This window comes from Glaciecola punicea, from assembly GCF_001756615.1.
Lineage (GTDB): Bacteria > Pseudomonadota > Gammaproteobacteria > Enterobacterales > Alteromonadaceae > Glaciecola > Glaciecola punicea.
This window is the reverse complement of record NZ_LZXY01000003.1, coordinates 151,833-176,133: the sequence shown is the minus strand read 5'-3', so window position 1 is coordinate 176,133 and position 24,301 is coordinate 151,833. Positions and strand designations below refer to the sequence as shown.

Below are 24,301 nucleotides of genomic sequence, written 5' to 3'. Positions count from 1 at the left end.
TGGGTTTGGTGTCAGATTGAAAAATTGATAACCCTTTGAAAAAGTAAGCAAGTCCTAAAAAAGCGACTGAATAACGGGAACGAGCAGACCGCAAAGTATGAGTCCAATGGTGAGTGGATATGCCCATGATGGGCTTGCTGTTTGCTCACCAAAACTAGCTTCGGTAAATAATGTTTTAGGGGGTATATCCGATTGTGAAGGAAAGGGTAATACCACCGACTTATCAATGATATTCGACATAGATTTAGCGCAGGCACTACGAGCCCATATTTCAGACAATTCAAAATAGGCTTGCTGGTGAGAAGGATCGGCCTGCAGCCAGTCGAAAAAGTGAGTATGTATATCTTCGCCGGCACTAAACAATTGATTAGCGTCCAAGGCCTGATGATTGCGTAAAGTCTGAGCAGCGTCTTCAAATTGCTGGAAATCTTTATCTTGCGTAGTGTCAAGCATAGCGATCCAAGAAGCGGCTTGCTCTAGCACTTCACTAGATACTTCATACCCCGACCACTGCTCTATATTCAAGATGCCACCTTGGTAATTAAATTGCTGGTTGCCAAATGGTTCTGTTGAGGCTCGGGCATATGCTTGGGCTTGGGCTTGGGCTCAAGCATATGTTTGCGGCACAACAACAGTCCTTTAGTAAGATGGTTTTCAACTGTCTTTGTGGAAATACCTAGCATATTAGCAATCTCCTGATGTGACTTTCCAAGCAGTTTGCGTTGAATAAATACTTGTCTGCAAATGGGAGGAAGGCGATTTATTGCAGCAATTAATTGTATATTTTCGTACTCGAGTATCGCTTGTTCTTCTGCATTATGGTTGTTGGGATTTTGAGAAACAGTGGCTTGAACGTGAAGCATTAGCTGCGAATCTGCGTATCTACCTTCTACTTTTTTATGGCGTAATATACTTAATGCCAAATTCTTAGCAATAATTGTTAACATCGACCTTAAGCCCCGCAGTAAATCTATATAGTTATGATGGCTTGGCTTTTCTTTTATCAAAAGGTAGAGTTTCAGATATGCTTCTTGCGCTACTTCTTCAGCTTCCTCCTTAGGAATCAGTTTGCTTAAAAACCCAAGTAGACTTGCTTTGGATTCATGCATAAATATCGACAAGGCGGTATCAAGCAATTCATCATTATTTTTACTGTGATGGTTATACAATGTCACTCGCCTTTTGAAATAAGTGTAGTTAGTTCACTTTGCTTTGCTTTGCTTTGCTTTGCTTTGCTTTGCTTATTAATTATTTTTTATATAAGTAACATTGATCAATTTATTTTACAAATATTTTACATCGCCAGCTTGATTTAGGCGAGTGTTCAAGAAGTAATTAAGCATGCAGGTTTTATCAGCAGCATGTGTTAACGCATTAAAAAGACAGATCTGAAAGGTGATATACGTGCTTCTTACTCAATTTTTTTAGGGGATAACGCACTTACGTGCTGAATTCGTAACCACTTTTTCCCCGCTGAGCTCTCAAGCAACACCCTCGTCATATCGTTACAACCATAAAAATGTTTCATGCTTAGGCGTTAATTAGACATATTGTCTACTTCTGTTTGCTGTTTTGTGTAGCGTTAAGCGTCGAATTTTTGTACATATAATATAAAATATTTGTTTATTTAGTAGGGGGTTTTTCGTGCCTACGCGTTAGTTAATATGAGAATTGATTTTAAACAACACACTGCTAGTAACTTAACGCTGATAAAACTATAACAAAAAAGGTAAAGTCAAAATGAAAAGATACGACTACTTTAAAAATCACAAAAAGCTAATTATTGCCACATCTATTGCAACGGCTTTGGGCACTCTCTCCGCCCACACACAAGCACAAGACGAGACAGAACTGGACGATCTTCAAAAAATTGAAAGAATAATTGTTTTAGGCTCTAACATTCGTAAAATTGACACCGAAAGCGCCGCACCAGTTCAATATATTGATAGAGACAGCATTGAGCTGAGCAGTATCGGTTCAATCTCAGACCTCGTTCTCAACATACCAGCAAATGCTGGATCTGTAATAAATCCTGTTAGTGGTGAAAATATTGGTTCCTCAAATTTTAACATCCGCAACCTAGGCGCAGGCTCAACACTTGTTTTAATCAATGGCCGCCGAGCAGGCAAGAGCCCATTGAGTGATAATTTAGGTAATCAATTTTACGATTTGAATCAGTTACCCTTGTCTATGGTAAAAAGCGTTGATATACAAACAGACGGCGCTTCGGCCATCTATGGCTCTGAGGCTGTTGCGGGTGTAGTCAATATAGTGACACGCAAAGGATTTGAGGGTCTAGAAATCAGTGCCCGCTATGAGGATGCAAGTAATCAAACAGAAACTATTAATTTTGCGCTTGGCAGTAATGGTGAACGTGGTTCTTTTGGTTTATACGCCACGGCTTACAATGGCAGTATTAACTACCGCGATGATTTCGATTTCATTGTGGAGCGTTCTGGGGGGGTATTACTATCAAGCAGCGGCTCACCTGATGAATATCGCACCTTAGACCCACTTACGGGTGAGTTTGGAAGTACTAAAGTCATTGACCCTTACTGTGAAGAAGCCGGGCAGGTTGTTCAAGGAAATAATTGTAGCTATAACTTTTTTGACCATACCAGCCCCGTCCCAAAGAATAATCGTTTATCGATTTTTGCAGAATTTGACTATGATTTAGGTCAGGTATTAGGTTTTGAAGAGGTAAAGGCATTTGGCGAAGTAAGTTACGCACAAAATACTGCTACCCGCGCCTTCGGCCCTCAAATAAACGGCAACGGCGAATACGGCGGTCGCTTTTTAATTCCGAGTAGCCATCCTTTCAATTTTTTTGTAGAAAATGCAGATGGTCTACAATATATTGACCCAACCACAGCAAGCGGTTCTCAATTCTGGGAACAAAATCCCAATGCGGCGGCTAATTTAACAACCAGTGGTAACTTCAGACCAATAGGTGCAGCAATTGCAGGCAAAAACGGAAATGGAAATGATTATATTAACAACTCTGACCGCCATTTGATTGGTATTGATGCATTCACCGGAAACTGGAGTGTTTCAGCTTGGTATCAAAAATATGAGCACGAGAATAGGTTTATAGCAGAGGGTGATAGCATCGCTAGCGGCTTGCAATCTGGTTTAATGGACGGCACGCTCAACCCATTTGGTATCGCATATGCTTTACCAGACTTTATTTCTCCTAAAGATGGTACTAGCATCGCAGCTCATGATCTGGATAGCTACAACAATAACATTGGTTACATCACCACTAATATTCGCACAAGCTCACAACAAACCGTTGATTTTGTAATGAGCAACAGTGAAGTTTTTGAGCTGGACGCTGGCTATGTAGGTGTTGCTTTTGGTTTTCAAAATCGCCAAGAAACATTTACTTTCACGCCTGATAGAATAACAAGTGCGGGTTTAGGAAGTGTTGCATCGTCAAGATCGCTGTCCGTTAATGGCGAGACAGATGTTGATTCAGTGTTTGTTGAAGTCGCAATACCAGCCCTGGAAAATTTAGATTTACAGCTTGCCTTACGCTATGAGGACCATGGAAAAGAAATCGGCACTACTACCGATCCCAAAGTTGCTGCATTATACAAGCTAACAGAAGATATCTTACTGCGCGCATCATACGGTTCATCTTTTCAAGCACCAACGGCAATTCAAGCAGGAGGAATAACAAGCAATACCGGTGTTGATTTTCTAACAGCAAATGGACGAGTTACTTGCAACGCTCAAAATGCAGAACAAGGCGACTTTATTGCAGATACTTCGGCTAAAGTCCTTGGCAACTTAAACCCACAGTCAGCTGACAACATCAACTTAGGGATAGTGTGGCAAGCCTCGAATAAAAGTAGCGTGTCGGTAGATTACTGGCAATACGATTACAAGGGTCTTATTGTAAATGCTCAATCGCCGCAAGCCGTATTAGATAGCGATTGCGACGATGGGATATTGAATGACCCTAATATCACCAGAGCTTCTGACGGGGTTCCTCTATTTATTAATACTTCCTTAGAAAATGCCGATAGTGCAAAAACTGATGGTATTGATGCTAAATTTAAATATGGCTTTGACAGCAATATGGGTGCATTTGATTTTAATGTCACAGTATCTTATGTTATGTCGTTTGAAGCGGTTCTAAGCGGGGTTACTATCGACGTAGCAGGAAGACGCAACGCCAACACAAACTCTTTTGGAGCGATGCCAGAACTGACGGGGAATGCTAGTGGGAGGTGGACAAAAGATAACCACCAAGCAACGCTTACTTTTCGTTATACAGATTCTTATTTACAAGATGATGCAGCGCGAAACAACGATCTTTTAGGGCAAAACATAGATAGCTTTACGACTCTAGATTTTCAATACCGGTATGATGCCTCACAGATAATCGGAATTGGAAGTTGGATAATGCTCGGGGCTAATAATCTCACCGATGAAAACCCACCACGATATGGTGCTCGTCCATTTTTTGATGAGGAAGCGCACTCCATCCGTGGCAGAGTCCTTTATGCAGAAATTGGTGTAACATTTTAATACGGATGTAATAAACAGTCTATTCCCGAGGTAAAGATCATGCTATGCCGCCAAAATTTCGATAGCAGAGTTTACTTCGGGGCTATTTATTGTATATTCTGGCGAAGGTGAATACCTATTCTGCGCTAAATAATAGTTTTGGATTCTGCAAATTCACCTGCGAAGAAAAAGAGTTCTCCGAGGCACACAAGTATCCTCAATTATTAAGGAAAATCAATGCGTCAAAAAGTATTAGCCGTCCTATTATTTACCACTTTCTTGGCAGGATGCGCAGGCAGTGCACCTAGATTAGGCATCACAAATGGCGAGTTGAGCCCATGCCCCATCACACCCAACTGTGTAAACACGCAAGCAAGCACTGATGTCGACTCTATACAACCAATCTTGTTCACCGGAACACAGGCTGAGGCAAAAGAGCGACTCTTAACCGTTCTTAAGCAAATGAAGCGAACCCAAATCACACAAGAGCGTGAAGATTACATTCGAGCCGAAACTATCTCTGCAATTTTCCGATTTGTCGACGATGTTGAGTTTTATTTCCCCTCACGAGAGAGTGGAAAAATCATCATACACGCACGCTCTGCTTCACGCCTTGGCATTTCAGATCTTGGCGTAAACAAAAAACGAATAGAAAGCATTAGAGAACAATTCAACGCAAATTGATAACGCTAATTAAAGTACTTAACATACGCTCAAGTCGTATGCTAAGTAACACTGTGAGGTGAATAGTTTATGCTATGGCTGCTAAGAGCTTTTCAGCGGCCAGTTCTGAACTTGCCGGATTTTGGCCAGTTATCAATAAGCCGTCTTGAACAGCAAACACACTCCAATCTTCACCTTTATGATAGTTACCACCACGCTTAATTAACTCATCTTCTAATAAGAAAGGCACAATGTTAGTCAACTGAACGGCCTCTTCTTCACTGTTCGTAAAACCTGTGACGGTTTTGCCCTTAACAGAGTACTGACCTGAAGTATCTTTAATATTCAAGAAAGCAGCGCTTGCATGACATACCGCAGCGACTGGCTTATTGGCCGCTAAGAAGCCTTCGATTAAGGCAATAGATAGCGCATTATCCGTTAAATCCCACATTGGTCCGTGCCCGCCTGGATAGAAAACGGCGTCGTAATCTGCCGCCTTAACATCGCTTAATGTAGCGGTGTTGGCAATTAGGGCTTGCACGTTGGTGTCAGCATCGTAGCGTTTGGTTGCCGGGGTTTGAAAGTCTGCTTGTTCACTTTTTGGATCAATCGGTGGCTTGCCGCCTAGTGGAGACACTATGCTCACTTCTACGCCTGCATCGATAAACGCATAATAAGGTGCTGCAAATTCTTCCACCCAAAAACCAGTTTTTTCACCACTATCGCCTAGCTCGGCATGCGAGGTTAACACCATTAAAATGTGTTTAGTTTTTGCTTGTGTATTCATTATTTTTCTCGCATCTGCTTTTAAAGTCCAGGCAGTCTATGTCTTTTTATAATTTCTAACAATATGTAGAAAATAAACAACATTGTTTTAATTATTGATACAATGTTTGTTATGATGCATTATGAATGTACATTTCGAACAACTCAAAAGCATGATGGTCTTTGCTCAGATCGTTGAGCAAGGCAATCTTACTGCGGCCGCTCAACATATTGGTTTGTCTAGAGCCGTGGTTAGCTATCACCTCAAAAAGCTAGAGTCTCAGCTTGAGGTGAAGTTACTTAATCGCTCTACCCGATCAATTTCATTGACACAGGCCGGCACTGAGTATTATCAGTCTTGTCGAATGATTGCCGAACACGCCATCATGGCCAATCAGCAAATTGAAAATCTCAAAAGTGAACCCCAAGGCTTATTGAAGATTACCTGCCCGGTTAATGTTGGCCTGAATATGGTGGTGCCTGCACTCAATAATTTTCGCAGCCTATATCCCAAAATACAGCTTGATGTAACCTTAACCGACGAAGTACTCAATATTATGCAAGAAGGAATTGATCTTGCTATTCGCGGCGCTCCCCTACCCGATTCAGGCTTACAAGCACTCAAGCTTTCTAAACTGTCGACCTGCTTATGCGGCTCTGCTGACTATTTTAAGAAACGAGGCCGGCCGACCCAGCCAGCTGATTTACACGAGCATGAATGGGTAGTGTATAAGCTCAGCTCTAACACCCTTGAACTACGTAAAGGCATCCTTTCATATACCATTGAAATGAAAGGCGGCATTACCACCAACAACGCTGCTGCACGCACGGCCTTTATTGAAGGCGGGCATGGTTTGGGCAGGATCCCGGTATATGACGCTTGGCCCAAAATTCAAGCGGGTACCTTAGAGTCGGTACTAGATGATTATCAGCTAAACGACATCGATATATATGGCGTTTTTCCTCCAGGTAGCGCTGCCTCTAAGAAACTTCGGTTGTTAATCGATTACTTGAAAGAATATTTCATAAAGATTGATCGCCAAACTCGCAAAACTATGTCTAATAGACGATCTTAGCCTGCTACGTCGTATGCAATTAGCGTAACGCAGTGAACGTCTAATGAACAAAAAATCGGGCATTTAAGTAATTCAAATTTTCGGGTAACAAAATGCTCTATTTACCATTACTCAGAAAACGATGCGACTCGATGGTAATCGCTAGACCGTCAGTGTCTTTTAACATCTCTGGTAGGAAGGACTGATCAATTTTAATTAAGTACACTGCAGGTTCATGTCGCCCAAGATGGCTTAGAAATTGAAGCCTTAATTGCGCTGCCAAAATTTGGTAAGGCTCCACATCTTACAGTAATAAATCCGCATGGCGGACCTGGCACAAAAGACCGAGACGGTTTTGCTCCTTGGGTGTATTACAGATTCAATTTAGCGGCGCTGCCTTTTCATGCCAGTGCCGCTATGCCTACGCGCATTCATGCTATATAATTACGTAACTTAATTTTACAAAAGACTTTACATGTCCTCTACCGAACTTCCAAAAGCAGCAGACTACAACGCCTTTTTCAACAGTGTTTTACGCCGTCTTAGATTTGCCTTGTCCTTAGACGATAACGCCACTATTAGCATATTCAAGCTTGTTGATTACAAGATGGAAGAAGAATATTTGCACGGCATGATGAAAAAAGAAGAAGAAACAGGTTTTATACCTTGTCGCGATAAAGTGTTAGCGCTGTTTTTAGATGGCCTTATTATTAAAAGACGCGGTAAGCAAGACAACCCAAATGCGAAACCAATAAAAGTACTTAGCGGCAGCGACAGGCTTTCAAACAATGACATTTTGCGTAAAATCAGAATTGCCATGAGCTACCGCGAGGAAGACATGATGGCTATTTTACGCCTAGCTGAATTTAATGTGGGTAAAAGCGAGTTAACGGCTTTGTTTAGAAATACTGATCATAGAAGCTACCGCCCCTGCCAAGACCAAATGCTTCGTAATTTCTTGCAAGGCATGGTAATTAAATACAGACCCGATGCGAAAAACAAAAAATAAGGCGCTTTGTTAGGCGCGCCAATCTACCGCTTTATTATTTTTCCGTACCCTACGTACTTCATGGCCACGTTGCATCTTTCGTAGCTCTGGCCGTAGGTTTGCATAATTTCTGTGCTGTGTACAAAGCCATTTTTTTCGTACAGGTGAATAGCGGCTTCACACTTTGCATTGGTTAGCAAAAATAGCGTTTTTACTTTCATGCTCAAGGCTTGATCAATGACGTGATGCAGTAGCTTTTCACCTACTTTCAAACCGCGCACTGGTGACAAGACCCCCATTTTGGTAAGCTCAAAGACACCTTCGCCTTTACTGATAAATGCACAAGTGCCTACTACTTTGTGCTTAGGATGCTGCGCAAACCATATTTTTCCACCCTTATCAATAATGTAGTGCTGGGGCTCGTTGAGCACCTTTTTGTCGATCTCTTCAAGCACAAACATGTCGTCTATCCACTGTTTGTTTATTGCGCCAAAATGATGAGCCAAGGCTGGTGTATAGTCGATGAAGGTGATTATATCTTTGCTACTTTTCTGCATGCGTCTTTACCTTGGCATCACTAGCGTTAGCCTCATCAACCTCAACAACATCGGCCACAACAGCATCAAACTCAGCATTATTAAGCTCATCAAGCTCCGAGCCGCTAGGCTGTGGCTTTAACGTGGCATATAAACGATTGTCCGTCACCAAATATTGCTTTGCAGCCTCTTTTACCGCCGCTAAGGTAACACTGTCAACCAAGGCCTTATAATCATCTATTGGCAGAGGCATGAAGGGCGTATAGTGATTCAGCATGTAGTTTAACCAAAACCCGTTTTCTTTTAGATTTTTTTCACGACTGGTTTTTGCCTGTGTTTTGAAGTTGTCTATTGCCTGTTCATCAATATTACCATCAACAAAGCTTGCAAATATGGCGTTTACTTCTTCATAAAGTTCATCCACTCGCTGCGGATCACAGGTAAAGCTCACGTTTATACTATAGTTTTCATAAGGCCAGCGACTCAATCTGGCGCGCACGCTCACCGAATAAACCCCAGCTAAGTCCTCGCGTAAACGAAGCCTTAAGTCTTTTTCTAAAGCAGCGTTAAGGGCAGACATTGTCATTTGATTCTGATACGTCCACACTGCATCACCAAACAAACTCATAATTACCGTGGCTTTGTCTTCAGTGCCTTTTTCCATATGAATTTGATAGTCACCGCGAAGGGCGTAGTCAGGCAGTTTGTTGCGCGGATCTTTGACGCTAGTGGTGGGTAAGCTCGCTACGTAAGTCGACAAATAAGCATCCATGTCATCTAAGTTAATATCGCCTACAAAAATGAAGGTGAAGTCACTGGAGTTTGCAAATCGCTGTTTGTAGACAGTGTAAATGGTGTCTAAATTTTGCTGGTCGAGCATGCCCACATCAAACTCAACGTTGCGCGGATTATCCGACTGTGTTTTAGACTGTATTGCCGCATAAAACTGTGCACTAGAGCTGTTGTACTTATTTTCTAGCTGAGGTCTGTATGTTTCTTTCAACCATTCAAAGCGCTCAAGATCTTTAACCGGCGCTGTAAAGCGCAAATAAATGCTTTGCATCATGTACATTAAGTCTTCTTTATTGCTGCCTCCGCGCATACTTTCACTGTAAGTACTAATGTTCGGGTTGACTGAAAAACGTTTTTCACGCGAAAACTGGGCAAGCTGCTCCGTGTTTAATTCACCTAAGCCCATAAAATCAAGGCTGTTCATAAGCCCAAACGAGCGTAAGTAGGTTTCGTCATCTACAAGGGCATATCCGCCGTCACTGATGGCGGCAAACTGTATTGCGTTTTCTTTAAAGGGAGTGGGTTTTAGGATGATCTTTATGCCATTTGATAATACCCATTCATGCGCATCCCACTTTTCAATACGTCTTTTAGACAGCACGCTGCCAGCCTTAGGCAGCTCGCGCATAAGCACAGACACCTGCTCTTTATCGGCTAAAACCTGAGTAGGGACGCTTTGCACCTGCTGCCAAATTTGCGCTAATTCATCTTCATTAGGCAGTTCACTTAACATATTGGTAGGCGCAGTTAAAAATACCACAGCATTTTGATGGGCGGCCCACTCAATCATTTGCGCCTGCAAATCAGCCAAGATAATTTCATCTATAAACACTTTAGATAAGACATAGTCTTGCGCTAAGCTAGTAATGGGGCCTTCGTTTAAGAAGTACTCCACGTATCCGCCTAAATATGCCGAGTGGCTTAGGGTGTTTTGGCTCTCAAGAGCACTTTCAAACCATTCCAAATACAATCTTTTTTCGGTCGCAAGCTCTTGCTCGCTTATGCCATGGTCAACTACGCGCTTTACTTCCGTTAGCAAGCGCGTAAATGCCGCCTTGGTTTGCTCAGGTTTAACACTGGCTCTAAAGAAAAATTCTTCCGACGTTGGTATTGTTTGATTGGAGCCTATAAGCGCGCCTGTAAAGGGACTGCTTGTGTCAAGCGCCAAGTCACTTAAACGCTTGCTTAACACCCCATTCAACAAATTTTTAATCACCTGTTGTTTATACTGTGTTTGCGTAGTAAACGCAGCGAATGGCTTCGTGTTTCGCCACGAACTCGAGAGCGTTATGCCGCTAAGCTCCTCATCTGTAAACACATTAAATACCGCAGAGTCATAAACGTCCAAGTATTGTGCGGGCACAACAACGGGCGTCTTTGGCCGCTTAATATCCCCAAAGTACTTTTCAATTAAACCTTGAATTACTGCCGCATCAAAATCACCCACCGCCACAACCGACATTAGGTCGGGCCGGTACCACGTATTATAAAAGCGAATAAGGTCTTCATGCTTACCAAAGGTAATTATTTCCTGCGTGCCAATAGGTAGACGACTCGCATAATTAGTGCCTGCAAACATAACCGGCCACTGCTGTTTAGCGATACGCTCGCCTACCCCTTTACGCGAGCGCCATTCTTCAAGCACAACCCCGCGCTCTTGGTCTATGGCAGTAGGGTCAAAGGTAACTTTGTGCGCCCAATTTTCGAGTATATGTATCGCCTTTTCAATAAGCTCAGGATTATCGGTGGGTACTCGCAGCTTATAAATGGTGTTATCAAAGCTGGTGCTAGCGTTTAAATGAGCGCCAAAGCGCATACCAATAGACTCTACAAATTCAATAATTTCTTGTTCTTGGAAGTCTTGCGTGCCGTTAAACGCCATATGCTCAGCAAAGTGCGCAAACCCCTGCTGACTATCATCTTCAAATATAGAACCAGTTTTTACGACTAGCCTTAACTCAGCGAAATTTTCCGGTTTTGCATTTTCACGAATAAGGTAATTAAGACCATTGCCAAGGGTTCCCTTTACTATATTTTCATCAACGGGCAAAACATTAGAAAGTTGCTGCACAGCCCTTATGCTTGTGTCACTTGCCACTGGCACACTTGCTATGGTGACGTTTTTAGCCGATTCACACGCAAAAAGAAAAGCACAAAGGCAGAAAATCAGCAGCAATTTGGCACTTAGAAATCGTGTTTTGCTGACACAAAGGCCGTTGTAAGCATGACTGTTTAGCACGCATTTATCATTGGAAAAGCTCAGTAGCATCTATAAAGACCTATTTTAATGTGGACGCACATAATATGTTATTTTCACTTTTTTGAGAATGAAAAAGCAGAAGACCTTATTCACATCAGATAAACAAAGTGTAAACCAACACACGCTAGCTCAGCAGCAACCAGTAATGAGGAACAAGGGTTGCCATTGACAGCGCCCACGCTAAGCTGCGCAAAATATGTAAATTAGCACAATAAAGCGCAATATAAACAAGCCGAAGCACGACAAAGGCAACACACCATGCCCCAGTATTCGCATTTTGAGCATCTAGTGCTAATACCAACAAAATTGTTGGTGCAAAATAAGCAATGGCTTCATAGCAGTTTTGGTGCGCCGCAAGTGCTCTAGCCCCTAAGCCTTCTAGGTTAGCCTGCTGCTGACGTGGATGCATATTGTCGTATTTACCTTGCCTTGACATAGCAAAAGCCAAGGGCACTTTTGCAACCATGGGCATGAATATCACCGCTGCAACACATATAATAATGATAAACACTTGATCTCCTTATTTTTACTGACTAATCTAGCTACACAAAATGCACCGTAGCTATATGAAGCATGCACACTACAGTAATTTAACCTGAAAAAGGATACTATCTTGACTGAGTTTTACCAATGAATATATTATTAGTAGAAGACGAACCCACCGTAGCAAGATTGATCCAAAAAGGACTAAGTGAGAGTGGTCATAGCTGTGAACATGCAGACAACGGTAAAGATGGCTTGAGTTTCGCTACGTCAAAACAATATGACGTTATTATTTTGGATCGCATGCTGCCACAAATGGACGGAATAGAGGTTCTTAACAGCTATAGGAGCCAAGGTGTAATAACACCAACGCTTATATTGAGCGCAAAAAATAAGGTTGAAGATAAAGTAAAAGGCCTGCGCGCGGGCGCTGAAGACTATTTAACTAAGCCCTTCGCCTTTGAAGAACTATTAGCCCGTATCGAAATTTTGGCTTCTCGCAATGCACCCTTAAGTAATACTAATTTAACCTTAGGTGAACTTGACCTAGATTTGATTAACCGCAAGGTAACGCGTGAAGGCAAAGTAATAGACTTGCAGTCAAAAGAGTTCAAACTGCTAGAATATTTGATGCACAATCCTGGTAAAATTGTCACACGTACCATGCTGCTTGAAAAAGTATGGGAGTACAATTTTGACCCGCAAACCAATGTCATTGACGTACATATTAGTAGGCTACGCAATAAAATAGACAAGGGCTTCGATTATCCTATGATTGAAACTATTCGCGGCGCTGGTTACATGATTAACAACCGTTAATTAGCTAGCCTTTCAAAATGCCCATTAAACAGGAAAGACACCGTGCGAGCCATCTCCGACTATACGAAAAGCTCCAGTTTTGTGGTCAGCGTTTTCTTCATTATTTTGTTAATGGCGGGCGTAGGCTTTAACACTTACACGCTAACCGTGGCCAGCGATGACTTATTAGTACGCGAAACCCAAGCTGCGATTCAAGCCGACTTAGGAGGCTTTCGAAGCCTCTACAACGGCTCAGGCCGTCAAGCTGTAGAACAGGCTATTGACGAACGTATTAGTAATAAAGCCAACGATTTTTTATACTATTTTAAAGATAAAAATAGCACCTACCTAGCCGGTAATTTAGCCCAATGGCCAAGTGAAAACATAGCCCTTTTTAGCAATGGCGTACTCGACATTCAAGTGTCTTTAGGGCAAAAGTACAGCCAACAAGGTAACCCTGCTATGGCCCAAAAAGAGCGAGCCATGGCAATGGTTATTGAATTTACGAATGGCGATAGCCTGTTAGTTGCCCGCAGTTTACAAGACATTGAGTTTGCAGTTGCGCTCGCGCAAACCTCGTCTTGGGTTCTGATAGTCATCGTTTTTGTAATCGCTATCACCAGCTTAGGGGTGTCTTATTATGTGGTAAGTCGAATCAATAATATAGCCGATACCGCCGGAGATATAATCACCACCGGCAATTTAAGTGATCGTTTGTATATTGAGTCGCAGTGGGACGACTTAAGTAAGCTTGCTCTAGTGCTTAATCAACTGCTCGATAAAATAGAGTCGTCGGTAAAGGCCATTACATCAGTTTCAGATAACATTGCACACGATCTGCGCACGCCATTAACCCGTTTGAAAGGACACATAGAAGATTTAAAAGACAGTAAAGAACGCGCTGAACTTATTGAGGAATGCGATAATCTGCACGGCATTTTCAACTCACTTTTACGTATTAGTGATATAGAAAACAGCAACAAAATATCGGGCTTTTCAAACATAATGTTAGACGAAATTTTGGGTGACGCAGTTGATTTATATTCTCCATTGGTGGAAGCAAAAAATATCACCCTGACCTTTGAAACTGACATTATTTTGCTATTTGTAGGCGATAAAGATTTATTATTCCAGTCTTTTGCTAACGTATTAGACAACGCCATTAAATTTACACCAGAAAATGGTCAGATTGCCGTTGAACTTAAACAGCAAGACGTTGCCGTAGTATTTAGTGTAGACGACTCTGGACTTGGCGTAAGTGAAGAAAACATTGTGAACTTAACCCAGCGCTTTTACCGAGAGGACGACAGCCGCACCACTAATGGAAATGGCTTAGGACTTGCACTAGTGAGCGCGATTGTGTCACTTCACGGCGGTAAAATATGGTTCGAAAATTCGCACATTCCACCGCAAAGTGGATTGCGCTGCGCGTTTAGTCTTGTTTCTGCATAAATATGGTGACCTCGGCCATAACAATCCCAAATTTTTTGATATACGACCTGTTCATCATATTGTTGCCATCCATCGCCCAAAACCAATCGTCGAAATTAACGCGGTAAGTGGTGCCGTCAACGTCTAGGTCCATCTCGTAGGCAAAATTAAAGGCGTTGCCATAGGCAATACCTTTGGCTTCTCCTACTATGTCGCCTGCATTGCCTATATAAGTACCATTTGCATTTTTGGTAATGGTCCAGATTCGCTTTGTTGGTCCATCGCCCATGCCGTAGGTAAAGGTTTCATCTAAGATTAACGCGCCATCTTGGATACTTCCGTCAATGTCAACAACAAAACGCTGCACAATCTCGCCAGAGCGATTTTGGACAATTCCCCATGCCGTTACCTTGCCGTCAAAAAATGCTTCTAATTCAAACTTTGGCTCTTGCGATGTGTAGTTTTCGCCGTCTATTGATATAGAGCAGCCCGCAAATAAGAAAACAGTAGCGACTGCCGTAAATAATTTATACAAGGGACGGATGTATGAAGACTGTTTCATTGTTACCTCTTTATTTTACTAGACCTAGGAGCTGTCGTCTCATCTCGGGCTCAGATGTTTCTTCAGACAGCCATATATCAAAAAACCATATGCTAAATTCTTTGTCATGAACTTTGCCCAGCGGCGTCTCGTTAAGGTAGAAATGGCTAACATTTTCGGCATCTACCACACCGGTTATCATCTCACCTTCTTTGACGTTTGGGAAAATGTCCTGCATTTCTTGATACCATTTTGCCAATCTTACCTCATCATTCATACCTAAATCACGCATTTCGTCAACTGACCTGCTGGCTATTTCTTTGCCTTTGAAATCGCGCAAATACTTAAGCTCCAGCGCAAAAGGTTTATTTTCCTCAAAGGTTCCCTGAGGTGCGATAAGGGACGCATCGTATATATCCCAAAAAATGACTTTTAAGCGAGCCTTTCCTACTAACGCTGGCGCATCAAAATGCGCTTGTAAAGCAACAGGCGATACTTGTGCGCCTGCGTTAAAAGATAAAAAATTTAACATAAAGAGGACCGCCATGGCCCTTTTGATAATTGAAGGTAGCATTAATATTTTGCCTAAGATGAAAACAGATAATATGTAAAACGTATATCATTTAGCTTTAGATTATTAAGTTTGTGTAATCAACACTGTAAGCGGTGCATTATGCATGTTTACCTTGTTAATATGCTATTTCCTAATTTATGTATACGTCTTGTAATCAAAATATAGTCAGTATAAGCGCTGACAGATTTATTAAAGAGCGAAAATGGATTTAAACATACGCTTGCCTTCGCCGGTTGAAGATATAGCAGGACCCTTTATTATCGATGAAAGAAATGCCGATAAAACATCACTTTCAAGCAAAATTTCAGTACTCGTTAAGCGAGATGACTTAATCCATCCTATTATGTCTGGTAATAAATGGCGCAAGCTAAGCGCGGCACTTACCACTATTAGCCAACAGCAATATCAGCATGTTGCCAGCTTTGGTGGCGCTTACTCTAATCATTTACATGCACTAGGGTATGCCTGTGCAGCATTAAATATAAATTTTACAGCAGTAGTAAGAGGCGACTATAGCAAGCGGCTTACTCCTACCTTACAAGACCTGCAGCGGTGGGGTACGCACTTACACTTTGTGTCAAAAATTGAATATAAAAATAAAACAAGCGCGCAGTATTGCCAATTGTTACGCCAGCAATTAAACGCAGATTATCTAATTCCTGAAGGCGGCTCACATGCAAAAAGCATCGTTGGTGTTGGCGCAATAATGACGGAATTAGAAACTCAGGCTCCTGATATTACTCATATTATACTGCCCGTAGCAAGTGCAGGAACCTTAGCAGGCTTAGTCTTAAATGAGACGCTACCTCACGTTAAAATTATCGGCGTTGGTGTATTAAACGGAGAAGGTTATTTAGAAGATTTAGTAAACGGTCTGCTTGCCTCATCAACCCCTAGCTATCAGCGAAAAGAGTGGAAAATATTGCACGACTATCATCACGGAGGATATGCCAAGACAAGTGCATCTTTAAGACAATATGTGAGTGAATTCAATCAGTTTTACGCAGATCAAAACAGACTTAGACCACTTGCCATCGAGCCTATTTATTCGGGTAAGTGCTTTTATGCCTTAAACGCCTTGCTAAGCGCTGATTATTTCCCATCTAATAGTAAAGTTCTTATTTTACACACAGGCGGTTTGCAGGGTGCTCGGTCTTTGCCAGCCAACAAAAATAGTTCCACTTAATAGTGCATTCATTTCTGCACTAAAACACCCTGAAAAAAGAAAACTGAACTTTTAACACAAGGTTGGCGTTAACTATTGCATGGTCAATCAATTAGGCAATTCGGAATGAAAGAGCGCTTTATTTTACAGCAGCACTTACCCTTAGCGCACATGATTAGCAGTGCTTTAGACTTTTGCGAGTCCATGTTATTGCGCAGCGATATGCTCTATCCGTTTGCGCTAATTTGTGCCAATAATGAAATACACAGTATATTTGCAAATGACGAGGGCCAACTCGCTCACGGCGCAATGATTGAATCACTCCAAGCACAAATTCAAGCGCATAAAAATATTGAGCCGCGCTATGCAAGTGTGCTGGTTTACGCGGCTGACATTAAGCAGTCAAGCATACCTGATACAGACGCGCTAATACTAACAATCACCGACTCCCAAGGCCATAACACCATTACACTGTATCCATTCACACGCGTTAAAAGCGGTATAAAAATAAGCCAGCCCTGTACCTGTGACTTTCCAGACTAAATCGACACTTGTCAGCGTGTCCATCACCTCGTATTATCCGGCAAAAATTGATAGTATCTACATTATTATACTATCAAAACGTTACTGTTTTTAAGGAATTCTAATATGTCAAAAGTATTAATTATTGGCGCGGGCGGCGTGGCCTCTGTGACAGTCAAAAAATGTGCTCGTTTACCAGAGCTGTTTGACGAAATTTATTTAGCTAGCAGGACCATTTCGAAATGCGAAGCACTCCAAAAAGAAGTCGGCATTGACCGTGTTAAAGCGGTGTTTGCAGTTGATGCAGACAGCGCCGCGCAAGTCACTGCGCTTATTCAAAAAGTGCAGCCCGACTTAGTCGTTAACTTAGCTTTACCTTACCAAGACTTGCCCATTATGGACGCCTGCCTAGCCACTAAAACTGACTATTTAGACACCGCCAACTATGAACCCAAAGACGTCGCTAAGTTTGAATACTCATGGCAATGGGCTTATCAGGACCGCTTCAAAGAAGCTGGCATTATGGCCTTACTTGGCAGTGGCTTTGACCCGGGCGTTACAAATGTATATACCGCCTATGCTGCGAAACATTATTTTGATGAAATACATTATTTAGATATTGTTGATTGTAACGGTGGCGATCACGGCCAAGCCTTTGCAACCAACTTCAATCCTGAAATCAATATTCGTGAGATTACGCAAGTAGGCAAATATTTTGAGAATGGAGAATGGAAAGAAACGCCACCTTTGAGTGTGCGCGAAGATCTCGATTATCAAAACATTGGTGTAAGAGCGTCGTATTTAATGTTTCATGAAGAACTAGAGTCTATTGTGAAGCATTTTCCTAGCCTAAAGCGCGCGCGTTTTTGGATGACCTTTGGCGACGCATACCTGAATCATTTAAAAGTGCTCGAAGGTATCGGCATGACCAGCATTACGCCTATCGATTTTCAGGGTCAGCAAATTGTGCCTTTAGAGTTTTTAAAAGCGGTGCTGCCAAACCCAGGCTCATTAGCACAAGGTTACACCGGCCAAACCTGCATTGGTACCTACGTTACGGGTATTAAGGACGGGCAAGAAAAGACCATCTTTATTTATAACAACTGCAGTCACAGCGCATGCTATGAAGAAGTCGGTGCGCAAGCTGTATCCTACACTACAGGCGTTCCTGCCATGATTGGTGCAGCCTTAATGTTAAATAAAACGTGGCATAAACCAGGCGTATGGAACATGGAACAATTTGATCCAGACCCCTTTATGGACATGCTGAATGAACACGGTCTAGCCTGGCATGTTATAAAATGTGAGAGCCCATTTAAATGAACCGACACTCTTTGTTTGTAGATAAGAATATCCCCAGCCCCTGTTTTGTGTGTGAAGAGGACAAACTGCGCGCCAATTTGGTACTTATGCAAGACGTACAGCAGCGCGCCGGCGTAGACATTATTCTTGCACTTAAAGGGTTTTCAATGTGGTCAACTTTCAGCATTGTTAGTGAGTACTTACAAGGCGCCACCGCAAGCTCAGTTTGGGAAGCTAAGCTGGCCAAATATGAAATGGGGAAAGAGGTTCACGCCTATTCACCGGCTTATAAACCGCAAGATATGGACGAACTCATAGGCTTATGCGAACACATTTCATTTAATAGCATAAGCCAGTGGCAACAGTATAAAGACCAGCTATTGGCAAGCAGTGTATCGCCTGGTCTGCGTATAAACCCTGAAAACCAAGAAGCTCACACACCTTTATACGATCCTTGTGCCCCAGGTTCGCGCTTAGGCATTTTGGCAGAGCAGTTAAATGGCGTCGACATAAGTGGCATTGAAGGTTTTCATGTGCATAACTTGTGCGAGTCTGACTCTTTCGCCACCCAGCGTACGCTTGAAGCGATTGAAGATAAATTTGGGCAATATTTGCCCACTTTAAAATGGTTTAATTTAGGCGGTGGACACCTTATGACCGGCGCTAATTATGACCTTGAACACTTAATTAGCACGCTTAAGGCGTTTAAAGTGAAGTATCCTAATCTGCGTATTATTATGGAGCCGGGTTCGGCAGTTGCTTGGCAGGCTGGTCCTCTAATAGCTGAAGTCGTCGACATTGTTGAGAACGGCCAGAAAATAGCTATTTTAGATATTTCCGCTACGGGACACATGCCCGACGTACTCGAGATGCCCTATCGACCGGCTGTTTATGGTTCAGGCTTGCCAAACGAAAAGGCATACACTTACAAGTTAGGCGGTAATTCGTGTTTAGCGGGTGATGTTATCGATGACTATAGCTTTGACCAACCCTTGAAAGCGGGCGACAGGCTTATTTTCGAAGATATGTTGCATTATACTATGGTAAAAACAACGTTTTTTAATGGCGTAGAACATCCCGCTATCGGAATATTACAAAGCAGCGGTGAGTTCAAACTTGTGAAGACTTTCACGTATGAAGATTTTAAAAATAGGCTTTCATAAAATAGCGCTAATCTTAAAATACAAGAAAGCCCAAGTTTTTAAGAGCTTGAGCTTTTTATTTTCGCATAGTGGATCACGGCGGTTCATTAGGAAGCTTACATGAGTCAAGCTAGGTATAATTGACAATGCTTAATGACTATTTAGTTCACTTTTAGATTTTCGGTATAAGGAGGCCAGCCTAAGGGCTTACCTGCTAATACATGCAGATGAATATGATAAACAGTTTGTCCACCGTGCTCATTGCAATTCATAACGGTTCTAAATCCGTGTTTATCTGCCCCAAGATCTTTTGCTACTTTTGCTGCAACACGATGCATATAGCCAACAAGCGCCTCATCTTCTTGACTAATGTCATTAGCAGTGGCGATAGGCTTCTTTGGGATAACGAGAAAATGAATAGGTGCCTGCGGATTGATATCACGAAAAGCAAGCACACGTTCATCTTCAAATAAAATGTCGGCTGAAATTTCTTTTTCAATAATTTTTGTAAAGATTGTAGCCATGTTTCTATCCTTTATTTTCCGTTTAATTCGCGCCAAACTGGCGTAGGTCTTACATAAGAGATTTTAAAAATATTTGGATAATATTAAGCACTAATAAATTTAACTATACACAATGTAGAGCAGCACTGTACCTAAAATTAATCGATATATCACAAAAGGTAACATGCCTATTCTGGCAATCCAGCTTAAAAATAAATAGATGCATAAATAAGCGGCAACAAAAGAAAAGCCAGCACCATAAAATAACGCGCTCCAGTCAACTTGCGTTTTAAGGGCTAATAGGTCTATGGTAGCGAACAAGCCCGCGGCTAAAATAATGGGGATAGAGAGTAAAAACGAAAATCGAGCGGCACTTTCGCGGTTTAAACCTAACAGTAAACCAGCAGTCATCGTTATACCAGAGCGAGATGTACCAGGAATAATGGCAAGTGCTTGTGCGATACCAATAAGCACAGTGTCTTTAAAGGTGATGTGAACGGTAGTTTTAGTTTGCTTTGCCTTTATGTCGGCATACCATAGCAGCAGGCCAAACACGATAGTTGTAATGGCAATAACAAGGGCTGAGCGCGCATTTAGCTCAATCCAGTCTTTCATTAAAAAGCCAAAAAAACCGGCTGGAATAGTGCCGATGATTACCCACCAAGCGAGGCGCGAGTCGGTGCTTTGCGTTTTACTAAAACCATGGTTAAGCCAAGCCAAGGCTAAGCGCCAAATATCTTCGCGAAAATAAATCATAACCGCCAGCAAGCTACCTAAATGCACAGCCACGTCAAAGGCTAGGCCTTGATTACGCCAGCCTAAAATTTCTGCTGGTAAAATAAGATGCGCAGAGCTTGAAATAGGTAAAAACTCAGTCAATCCTTGAATAATGGCTAGAACAATTATTTCATAAATAGTCACTGCGCTTGTCCTTTGTATGTAAAGCCCGACGGCCACAATCGCTGATGTTTATTTTTGCTATGTAATAAAAACTCAGACCACAAAATAAGGTAAGATTTTTGCGTGGTAGGATGAATATGATTCGGCACAATTTCGGCCATAGGCTGCAGCACAAAGGCATTATATTCAATTTCGCCGCGCGGTAATTTTATTGGCGTGCTGGTGATGACGCTGTCAAAGGTCAGCAAATCTAGATCAAGCGTTCGATTGCCAAACTTTATGTCGCGTGTTCTGCCTTGTTTATCTTCAATGGCTTTTAAGCGCTGACAAACGCATTTGATGGACAACGAAGTACGTGCCAGCACGACTAAGTTATAAAAGTTGTTGCCGTTAAAACCAACCGATTCACTTTCAAAGACTGTGGATAACACCAGCTTGCCAAAGCTATTCTGCATGGCCTGTATTCCTAGCGTGGTGTTATGCTCCTTTTCAACATTAGAGCCTACGCTAATAAGAATTTCATGCTGCATAGATGCATCACTCATGCCCGATTTCGGACAATTTGTATGCCTACAGCAGTCACATTATCGAGAATGTCGGGCTTGTTGATAGTAAGACAAACAGACTGCGCGGTAAACTCATCTAAGAGCATTTTAGCCATGTGCTCACCTAAGGCTTCAAGTAGTTTATAGCTGGCAGTGTCGGCAATATCGGCCAGTCTGCCTGCAATTTTGCCATAGTCTAAGGTGTCATTTACGTTGTCGCTTTGACCGGCTTGGGCTAAGCAAGTCTGCAGCTCTATATCGATGATAACTCGCTGCTTGGCAAGGCGTTCAAAGTCGTAAACCCCAATTAGGGTATACAGTTGAAGCCCCTTTATATACACTTTGTCCATTCACACACTTTAGTCGATTACGCTGCGCGCAACCCTTGGTAGCTTTAATATTGGCGCATAGTGTATCCAACCTCATAGGTTAAGTACATGACTACATGGGTCGTTTTGCATATTGTTGGGGCATATTTGCTTGGCTCGATTTCAAGTGCGGTACTCGTAACAAGGCTATTTGTCGATAAAGATATACGCAAACAAGGCTCAGGTAACCCTGGCGCAACTAACGTACTAAGGGTAGCGGGTAAAAAAGCAGCGACTGCCGTGCTTGTTTTTGATGTGCTAAAAGGCACTGTTCCGGTGTACATAGGCTTTTTATTCGGCTATGAACCTATGGTGCTGAGCATTATCGCAATAAGCACTTGTCTTGGGCACATGTACCCCATTTTCTTTTCGTTTAAAGGCGGTAAGGCCGTTGCTACGGCATTAGGTGCAATAATGCCGTTAAACAGCTGGCTGGCTTTATGCGTACTAAGCACGTGGATTATCGTTTTTGCGATTACTAGAATTTCATCCATCGCCGCGATTGCAACACTTATTCTGGCACCTGTGTACGCCTACCTTTTTAAGCCCCAGTATACCCTTGCGGTGGCCATACTATGCTGTTTAATTATAATTAAGCACAAAAATAATATAGCGCGTATTTTAAGCAAGTCGGAAGAAAAAATACGCAAGCACAGTAGCAAAAAATAACATATAGCATATCGCTATACAGCGCTTAGCGTCTCCAGCGACCAGCGCGGCATTGCTTTACTGTCAAGCGCCGTGCTTTCGCCTGCGGCTAAGCGCATACAGCCAGCATAAGCAATCATAGCGCCGTTGTCGGTACAATATTCAAAACTTGGATAATACACTTCAAAACCATCCGTTTTACTCGCCTTCGCAAATTCATCGCGCAGCATTTTATTAGCCGCGACACCACCGGCCATTACAATGCGTTTAAGGCCTGTTTGCGCGAGCGCCCGGCGACATTTTATAAGTAAAGTGTCAACTACCGCTTCTTGAAATGCATAAGCGATATTGGCACGCGTTTGCATATCACACGGCTCACTTTTTATGGTGTTAGCGACAAACGTTTTTAGACCACTAAAACTCATATTAAGGCCTGGCTTATCGGTCATGGGCCTTGGGAACTTGTAAATACCCGTATGACCTTGCTCTGCTAGTTTAGCTAATAAAGGCCCGCCCGGATAATCAAGACCAAGTAGCTTAGCCGTTTTATCAAAAGCCTCACCCGCGGCGTCGTCTACTGATTCACCAAGCACTTCATAGCGACCAAGCCCCTGTACGTTTACCAACATACTGTGGCCTCCTGAAACAAGCAACGACAAAAATGGAAACGGTGGCTTTGGCTCATCTAACATTGGGGCTAACAAATGCCCTTCCATATGATGCACGCCTAAGGCCGGTACTTGCCAAGCATAGGCCAACGATTTCGCCATGGACGAGCCCACCAAAAGCGCGCCAATTAAGCCAGGACCACGAGTGTAGGCGATGCCACCAATATCTTTAGCGCTTAAATTAGCTTGTGCAAGCGTGGCTGTGACCAGCGGTACAATTTTACGTACGTGATCACGTGACGCTAATTCAGGCACTACACCGCCGTAGTCAGCGTGTAGCTTTACTTGGCTGTAAAGTTTATGCGCTAACAGACCTGTTTCATTATCGTATATTGCAATACCGGTTTCGTCGCAAGAAGTTTCAATGCCAAGTACTTTCATAAAAAAAGAGCTGCCTTTTGTTAATAGTAAAAGATATACCGCATAGTATAGTGTAAACTGTCTTCTAGCGTAAGTTTAGGCTGTTAATTTTAGCCTTATTTGATTGCGTTTTGGTATATCTTTTATGCTTTACATGGGCAGAAAAAGTACATCAATACACACGTGAATATAGACACCTTATTTAATTTACCGTTGAACTAGCCATATAAGTACTACACAAGCGCTAAAAAGCCCTGTTTATTCCATAAATTTCATGTTTTAGGCTTTACAAAGTTTTAAATAAACAGTACTATTTCGCACCAATTTTTAGCCCGGGTCTCTAAATTGAAGAGTGGTTATTTTAATGTTAACCATACGCGCCCGGATGATTTAATTTCAAAGGTGAATATTTAACATGCCAATTGTGAAAGTAAGAGATAACGAACCGTTTGACATCGCACTAAGACGATTCAAACGTTCATGTGAAAAAGCCGGTGTATTGTCTGAAGTACGTCGTCGTGAGTATTTTGAGAAACCGACTTGGGAACGCAAGCGTAAGAAAGCTGCTGCCAAGAAGCGTCACATGAAAAAGTTAGCGCGTGAGAATGCTCGTCGCATTAAGTTGTATTGATTAATACACATATGAATTGATTAAAAAAACGGGCGTCTAAATTAGACGCCCGTTTTAGTTTACGAGTATTATAAAAGTCGTTAATATTGTAAATAACGGTAGAGCCTTAGGTCGCATGCAGCTTTGTATCATAGCAATGCTATACT

25 protein-coding genes are annotated in these 24,301 nt (G+C 42.2%); 12 read left to right on the top strand and 13 right to left on the bottom strand.

Going from position 1 to position 24,301, the window contains the following annotated elements:
* Nucleotides 1-54: 54 nt before the first annotated feature.
* Both BAE46_RS04975 and BAE46_RS04970 read right to left on the bottom strand, forming a co-directional pair.
* Nucleotides 55-525, bottom strand: a complete 471-nt coding sequence (locus BAE46_RS04975) for a DUF4880 domain-containing protein (protein ID WP_070111898.1) — start codon at nt 523-525, stop codon at nt 55-57.
* Nucleotides 522-1,175 (bottom strand): sigma-70 family RNA polymerase sigma factor, encoded by a 654-nt coding sequence (locus tag BAE46_RS04970; RefSeq protein ID WP_244884984.1) that lies wholly within the window; start codon nt 1,173-1,175, stop codon nt 522-524. The genes BAE46_RS04975 and BAE46_RS04970 overlap by 4 nt, the downstream gene beginning before the upstream one ends.
* 565 nt (nt 1,176-1,740) lie before the next feature.
* Between BAE46_RS04970 and BAE46_RS04965 the strand changes: the two genes are divergently transcribed.
* Together BAE46_RS04965 and BAE46_RS04960 are read left to right on the top strand one after the other, a co-directional pair.
* The gene (locus tag BAE46_RS04965; RefSeq protein WP_070111896.1) at nt 1,741-4,536 is read left to right on the top strand and encodes a TonB-dependent receptor plug domain-containing protein; all 2,796 of its coding nucleotides are present in this window, start codon (nt 1,741-1,743) and stop codon (nt 4,534-4,536) included.
* Nucleotides 4,537-4,752: 216 nt separating this feature from the next.
* Entirely contained in the window at nt 4,753-5,199 is a 447-nt protein-coding gene (locus tag BAE46_RS04960) for a DUF1499 domain-containing protein (protein ID WP_070111895.1), read from the top strand.
* 67 nt (nt 5,200-5,266) lie between these two features.
* On the opposite strand, the gene BAE46_RS04955 is transcribed toward BAE46_RS04960, so the two are convergent.
* Nucleotides 5,267-5,965, bottom strand: a complete 699-nt coding sequence (locus BAE46_RS04955; protein WP_040520943.1) for a type 1 glutamine amidotransferase domain-containing protein — start codon at nt 5,963-5,965, stop codon at nt 5,267-5,269.
* 121 nt (nt 5,966-6,086) lie between these two features.
* Here BAE46_RS04955 and BAE46_RS04950 point away from each other — a divergent pair, with 121 nt between their 5' ends.
* Nucleotides 6,087-7,019: a LysR family transcriptional regulator gene (locus BAE46_RS04950; protein ID WP_006006373.1), complete on the top strand. Its 933-nt coding sequence runs from the start codon at nt 6,087-6,089 to the stop codon at nt 7,017-7,019.
* Nucleotides 7,020-7,473: 454 nt separating this feature from the next.
* Entirely contained in the window at nt 7,474-8,007 is a 534-nt protein-coding gene (locus BAE46_RS04945; protein WP_006006372.1) for a YehS family protein, read from the top strand.
* 23 nt (nt 8,008-8,030) lie between these two features.
* Here BAE46_RS04945 and BAE46_RS04940 read toward each other — a convergent pair whose 3' ends face one another.
* From BAE46_RS04940 to BAE46_RS04930, 3 genes are all read right to left on the bottom strand, one after another.
* Complete coding sequence (locus BAE46_RS04940) at nt 8,031-8,543, bottom strand: GNAT family N-acetyltransferase (RefSeq protein WP_006006370.1); 513 nt, start codon at nt 8,541-8,543, stop codon at nt 8,031-8,033.
* Complete coding sequence (locus tag BAE46_RS04935) at nt 8,530-11,412, bottom strand: M16 family metallopeptidase (protein WP_171901007.1); 2,883 nt, start codon at nt 11,410-11,412, stop codon at nt 8,530-8,532. Before BAE46_RS04935 ends, BAE46_RS04940 begins: the two co-directional genes overlap by 14 nt.
* Before the next feature lie 286 nt (nt 11,413-11,698).
* The gene (locus BAE46_RS04930) at nt 11,699-12,085 is read right to left on the bottom strand and encodes an MAPEG family protein (RefSeq protein WP_006006366.1); all 387 of its coding nucleotides are present in this window, start codon (nt 12,083-12,085) and stop codon (nt 11,699-11,701) included.
* 119 nt (nt 12,086-12,204) lie between these two features.
* Between BAE46_RS04930 and BAE46_RS04925 the strand changes: the two genes are divergently transcribed.
* A complete protein-coding gene (locus BAE46_RS04925; RefSeq protein WP_070111893.1) occupies nt 12,205-12,876 on the top strand; it encodes a response regulator transcription factor in 672 nt (223 codons plus the stop codon).
* A gap of 42 nt (nt 12,877-12,918) precedes the next feature.
* Nucleotides 12,919-14,307 carry a HAMP domain-containing sensor histidine kinase gene (locus tag BAE46_RS04920; RefSeq protein ID WP_040520942.1) on the top strand — a complete coding sequence of 463 codons (1,389 nt, stop codon included), beginning with the start codon at nt 12,919-12,921 and terminating at the stop codon, nt 14,305-14,307.
* Here the strand turns inward: BAE46_RS04920 and BAE46_RS04915 are convergent.
* Together BAE46_RS04915 and BAE46_RS04910 are read right to left on the bottom strand one after the other, a co-directional pair.
* Nucleotides 14,288-14,848, bottom strand: coding sequence for a DUF3833 domain-containing protein (locus BAE46_RS04915; RefSeq protein WP_070111892.1), 561 nt, complete (start codon nt 14,846-14,848; stop codon nt 14,288-14,290). The genes BAE46_RS04920 and BAE46_RS04915 overlap by 20 nt on opposite strands.
* A gap of 10 nt (nt 14,849-14,858) precedes the next feature.
* Complete coding sequence (locus BAE46_RS04910) at nt 14,859-15,359, bottom strand: chalcone isomerase family protein (protein ID WP_083256806.1); 501 nt, start codon at nt 15,357-15,359, stop codon at nt 14,859-14,861.
* Nucleotides 15,360-15,603: 244 nt separating this feature from the next.
* Here BAE46_RS04910 and BAE46_RS04905 point away from each other — a divergent pair, with 244 nt between their 5' ends.
* The 4 genes from BAE46_RS04905 (at nt 15,604) to nspC (ending at nt 19,553) form a co-directional block, all read left to right on the top strand.
* Nucleotides 15,604-16,587, top strand: coding sequence for a 1-aminocyclopropane-1-carboxylate deaminase/D-cysteine desulfhydrase (locus BAE46_RS04905; RefSeq protein ID WP_006006361.1), 984 nt, complete (start codon nt 15,604-15,606; stop codon nt 16,585-16,587).
* A gap of 105 nt (nt 16,588-16,692) precedes the next feature.
* Nucleotides 16,693-17,109, top strand: coding sequence for a hypothetical protein (locus BAE46_RS04900; protein WP_006006360.1), 417 nt, complete (start codon nt 16,693-16,695; stop codon nt 17,107-17,109).
* 105 nt (nt 17,110-17,214) lie between these two features.
* On the top strand, nt 17,215-18,411 hold the full coding sequence (locus tag BAE46_RS04895; RefSeq protein ID WP_006006359.1) for a saccharopine dehydrogenase family protein: 1,197 nt from the start codon (nt 17,215-17,217) through the stop codon (nt 18,409-18,411).
* A complete protein-coding gene (gene nspC, locus BAE46_RS04890; protein ID WP_070111891.1) occupies nt 18,408-19,553 on the top strand; it encodes a carboxynorspermidine decarboxylase in 1,146 nt (381 codons plus the stop codon). The genes BAE46_RS04895 and nspC overlap by 4 nt, the downstream gene beginning before the upstream one ends.
* 140 nt (nt 19,554-19,693) lie before the next feature.
* Here nspC and BAE46_RS04885 read toward each other — a convergent pair whose 3' ends face one another.
* The 4 genes from BAE46_RS04885 to folB form a co-directional block, all read right to left on the bottom strand.
* On the bottom strand, nt 19,694-20,056 hold the full coding sequence (locus tag BAE46_RS04885; protein ID WP_006007034.1) for a histidine triad nucleotide-binding protein: 363 nt from the start codon (nt 20,054-20,056) through the stop codon (nt 19,694-19,696).
* A gap of 99 nt (nt 20,057-20,155) precedes the next feature.
* Entirely contained in the window at nt 20,156-20,956 is an 801-nt protein-coding gene (locus tag BAE46_RS04880; protein WP_006007037.1) for an undecaprenyl-diphosphate phosphatase, read from the bottom strand.
* On the bottom strand, nt 20,953-21,480 hold the full coding sequence (gene folK / locus BAE46_RS04875) for a 2-amino-4-hydroxy-6-hydroxymethyldihydropteridine diphosphokinase (RefSeq protein WP_040521064.1): 528 nt from the start codon (nt 21,478-21,480) through the stop codon (nt 20,953-20,955). Before folK ends, BAE46_RS04880 begins: the two co-directional genes overlap by 4 nt.
* Nucleotides 21,477-21,830, bottom strand: a complete 354-nt coding sequence (gene folB, locus BAE46_RS04870) for a dihydroneopterin aldolase (protein ID WP_006007041.1) — start codon at nt 21,828-21,830, stop codon at nt 21,477-21,479. Before folB ends, folK begins: the two co-directional genes overlap by 4 nt.
* Before the next feature lie 87 nt (nt 21,831-21,917).
* Here folB and plsY point away from each other — a divergent pair, with 87 nt between their 5' ends.
* Complete coding sequence (gene plsY / locus BAE46_RS04865; RefSeq protein WP_070111890.1) at nt 21,918-22,517, top strand: glycerol-3-phosphate 1-O-acyltransferase PlsY; 600 nt, start codon at nt 21,918-21,920, stop codon at nt 22,515-22,517.
* A gap of 14 nt (nt 22,518-22,531) precedes the next feature.
* On the opposite strand, the gene tsaD is transcribed toward plsY, so the two are convergent.
* On the bottom strand, nt 22,532-23,545 hold the full coding sequence (gene tsaD, locus BAE46_RS04860) for a tRNA (adenosine(37)-N6)-threonylcarbamoyltransferase complex transferase subunit TsaD (RefSeq protein WP_006007045.1): 1,014 nt from the start codon (nt 23,543-23,545) through the stop codon (nt 22,532-22,534).
* Nucleotides 23,546-23,939: 394 nt separating this feature from the next.
* On the opposite strand from tsaD, the gene rpsU reads away from it, so the two are divergent.
* On the top strand, nt 23,940-24,155 hold the full coding sequence (rpsU, locus tag BAE46_RS04855; protein ID WP_070111889.1) for a 30S ribosomal protein S21: 216 nt from the start codon (nt 23,940-23,942) through the stop codon (nt 24,153-24,155).
* Nucleotides 24,156-24,301 lie beyond the last annotated feature (146 nt).